General features: G+C 33.2%; 4 protein-coding genes. All 4 read left to right on the top strand.

Annotated elements, in window-relative coordinates:
• Positions 1-206: 206 nt before the first annotated feature.
• The 4 genes from ACH0B5_RS17870 to ACH0B5_RS17855 all read left to right on the top strand — a co-directional run bounded on the left by ACH0B5_RS17870 (position 207) and on the right by ACH0B5_RS17855 (position 3,215).
• Entirely contained in the window at positions 207-956 is a 750-nt protein-coding gene (locus tag ACH0B5_RS17870) for an SDR family NAD(P)-dependent oxidoreductase (RefSeq protein ID WP_122972638.1), read from the top strand.
• Between the two features lie 171 nt (positions 957-1,127).
• Positions 1,128-1,739 carry an MOSC domain-containing protein gene (locus tag ACH0B5_RS17865; RefSeq protein WP_406928244.1) on the top strand — a complete coding sequence of 204 codons (612 nt, stop codon included), beginning with the start codon at positions 1,128-1,130 and terminating at the stop codon, positions 1,737-1,739.
• Positions 1,740-1,933: 194 nt separating this feature from the next.
• Positions 1,934-2,389 (top strand): helix-turn-helix transcriptional regulator, encoded by a 456-nt coding sequence (locus ACH0B5_RS17860; protein ID WP_122972637.1) that lies wholly within the window; start codon positions 1,934-1,936, stop codon positions 2,387-2,389.
• A 286-nt stretch (positions 2,390-2,675) separates the two neighbouring features.
• Positions 2,676-3,215, top strand: coding sequence for a metallophosphoesterase family protein (locus ACH0B5_RS17855; RefSeq protein WP_406928243.1), 540 nt, complete (start codon positions 2,676-2,678; stop codon positions 3,213-3,215).
• The last annotated feature ends 66 nt before the right edge of the window (positions 3,216-3,281 follow it).

Raw genomic sequence — 3,281 nt, 5'->3', positions numbered from 1 at the left:
GCCCCTTTAGGGGCAGTTAGTAAGGAGCCCTTATAGGGCGTTACTAAAACCGCCTGTTTTACAGGCGGATATTTATTGGATAGTCAATAAGTCATATCACTATCCAAAGTAAATTATGATTGTAAGAAATCTGTATATACTATGTATAATTTTATTTTTCACATTTGAATTACAGTATTTCATACGGTCTATTGGAGGAATTTTCTATGAGTAAAGTTGCGATTATTACTGGTGGAGGTAGCGGTTTAGGACAAGCTACTGCTGTTCGTTTAGCCCAAGAGGGTATTAATATTGTTGTAGTAGATGTAAGTGAAAAAGGTGGAAACGAAACGGTAGTAATGGTAAAAGAAATTGGCGTCGATTCAATTTTCGTTAAAGCAGATGTGTCAAAACCTGAAGACGTAAAAAATTATGTCGATCAAACAGTAAGCCATTTTGGTACAATTGATTACTTCTTTAATAACGCAGGAATTTCTGGTAGTGGTAAATTCTTTTTAGATACAACATTAGAGGAAATTAATCAAATTGTTGGCATTAATTTACTTGGTGCTCTTTACGGTGTTCGTTATGTTGCCGAAGTCATGTTAAAGAATGGTGGAGGTTCCATTGTTAACACGGCTTCAAGTGCAGGTGTCATTGGACAAGATTCTGTTGTAACGTATTCCGCTACAAAACATGGGATTGTGGGACTAACAAAAAGTATGGTGGCAGAATATGCGAAAGATGGCTTACGAGTAAACGCAATTGCTCCTGGACCAACTGAAACACCAATGGTAAAAACTTTTTATGAAGCAAATCCTGAAATGAAAAAAAATGCAACAGGTGGTATTCCTCAAAAACGTTTAGGTACTCCGGAAGAAGTAGCTGAACTTGTTACTTTCTTATTAACTTCAAAAGCTGAATATATTAATGGTGAAGTTATTCGAATTGATGGGGGCTTTACAAATACAAAATAAAGATATCTTTTTTAATATGGCAATTAGCTAAGTTTTGCATCTAGACAATTTTGTCTAGATGCTTTTTCCTTTTTATTGTTAAATTTTGTTATAATAAGAGAAACAAATGAACTAAAAAGGAATGATATAGTGATTGAATTAAAAAACTTTTCAATCGGTTTACCGAAACAGATGAAGTACGGAGATGACTTAGAAGTATCAACGGCCATTTGTAAAGAACAAGTTGAAGAAGCTTATTTAACTAAAAATGGTTTTAATGGAGATGGAGTTGCGGATTTAAAACATCATGGTGGACCTGATCGAGCAGTTTGTGTTTACCCTTTTGAACATTATAAACTTTGGGAAGAAGAGTTTGGTCACGTCCTTTCAGCTTCTACATTCGGAGAAAATATTACGGTAACAAATATGTTAGAAGCAGATGTTCATATTGGGGATATTTATCAACTTGGAGATGCGGTCATTCAAATAACTCAAGGTAGAGTTCCATGTAGTACGATTACAAAAAGAACAAATAATCCTCTTATTATGAAAAGGATGGTTGAAACGGGTTTCACAGGATACTTATGCCGAGTTTTAGAAGAAGGCAATGTATGCCAAAATTCCAAAATTCGGTTAATTGAAAAACACCCAAAACGAGTTTCCGTTTTATATGGTAACGATTTATATTTTCATCGTCCTAAGGACATAGAAGGGATAAAAAAGATGTTGGAAGTCAAGGAGCTTGCTGAGGAATGGAAAGCTTATTTAACTAAACGATTAAATAAATTAGTAAATTCAAATTAATCCTTTCATTTTCTAACTAAAAATGTTCATGCAGATTATTCATTTTGCCTAACCTGTAAAAAAATTTGGAAAATTTCTTTATAATATGTAACCTTTTTCTCCCTTTGACGGTCTAACATTTAGGAGATGTTTCTTACTATATTGATTTAATAAAAAGAAAAAAGGTAAAATTAACAACTTTTGGGGTGGTATCGATGGATCGTGACTTTATTATTCAAATTGCTTCTGAGAATTTGAAAACAATAAGGACAGAGCACAATTACACTCAAGATAAAATGGCAGAAATACTAGGAATATCCAAAAAAACATTAGTTCAAATTGAAAAAGAACGGACCCTTGCTGATTGGACGACAGCAATTGCCATATGTGCTCTGTTTCGGGAAAGCTGCATTTTACAAAAACAAATGGGTGGGGATCCGTTAGAAGTGATTGAATTAACAGTCCATGACGTAATTATTCGTCCTCAAGAAAAAACAATGGGCGGACATATTATGTGGAAGAATATTACAGAATATAAAGGCTTTAAACTTCAACGAAATTTATTAAGTAAACATTTTCGTATTTTAGATGATGAAAATTATCGATTAATTAGTACTTTTGATGAGCAAGTAGCAAAGGAAAAATGGAAAGATATTCAAAGAACAATATAAGTCTAAGTAAACTAGCCCTTACCGAAGAAACTACATAATAAATGTTTTAACATATAAAATAATGGGCTATAAATTGAATTCCATTTTATAAAAGTAAAAATCAATCACCTAATAAGAGGTGATTGATGTCTTTACCATTCCTATTCCAAACTACCCTTACATACTTTTCCCCTTATTTCTTCTGCATGTTTTTATTCCAATTTTCTAATAATAAATGATATGTATAAATTATTTCCATTTTTATTTTTATCCAAATTTGAATTGATTCGGTATGGAGGGGTTTTATATGAGAATAGAAGTTGGAGAAGGGCTAGATATCGTAGGGGATATTCATGCTTGTTATGATGAATTCCTTATACTTCTTGAAAAACTAGGTTACAAACAAAAAGATAAAGGGTTTTTCTATCACCCAAATGGTAGGAAATTAGTTTCTTTAGGTGACGTAATGAGCAGAGGGCCAAAGTCCATTTTAACGATGGTTTTTTTCTTGAAGCATGTTGAAGCAGGGCTAGCCTATATGATTGATAGTAATCATGGTTGGAAAATTGCGCGGTGGTTAGATGGGCGGAATGTTCAACTACGACATGGTGATGAAAAAGTTGCAGAGGAGTTTGGACTGTATGAAAAGGAATATGGATTGCAAAAGACGCAGGATTTAAAGGCCAAACTTAAGACATTGCTTTTGGAAGCCCCTTCCCATTATATTGTTACTGAAAATGGTAAGGAAAAACTTGTTTGTACCCATGCAGGAATTAAAGATGAATATATCGGAAAAGAAAATAATAAAATTAAAAATTTTTGTCGCTATGGGGATGTATGTATTTGATAAGCTAAAACTGAGCCACCATCGCAGTTGAAAAGTGAGCCACTTTTATATGAAAATAATCCTAAC

Source organism: Ureibacillus sp. 179-F W5.1 NHS, assembly GCF_045369345.1.
Taxonomy (GTDB): domain Bacteria; phylum Bacillota; class Bacilli; order Bacillales_A; family Planococcaceae; genus Ureibacillus; species Ureibacillus halotolerans.
The sequence above is the reverse complement of the archived record's forward strand: the minus strand, read 5'-3'. Positions and strand labels throughout refer to the sequence as shown.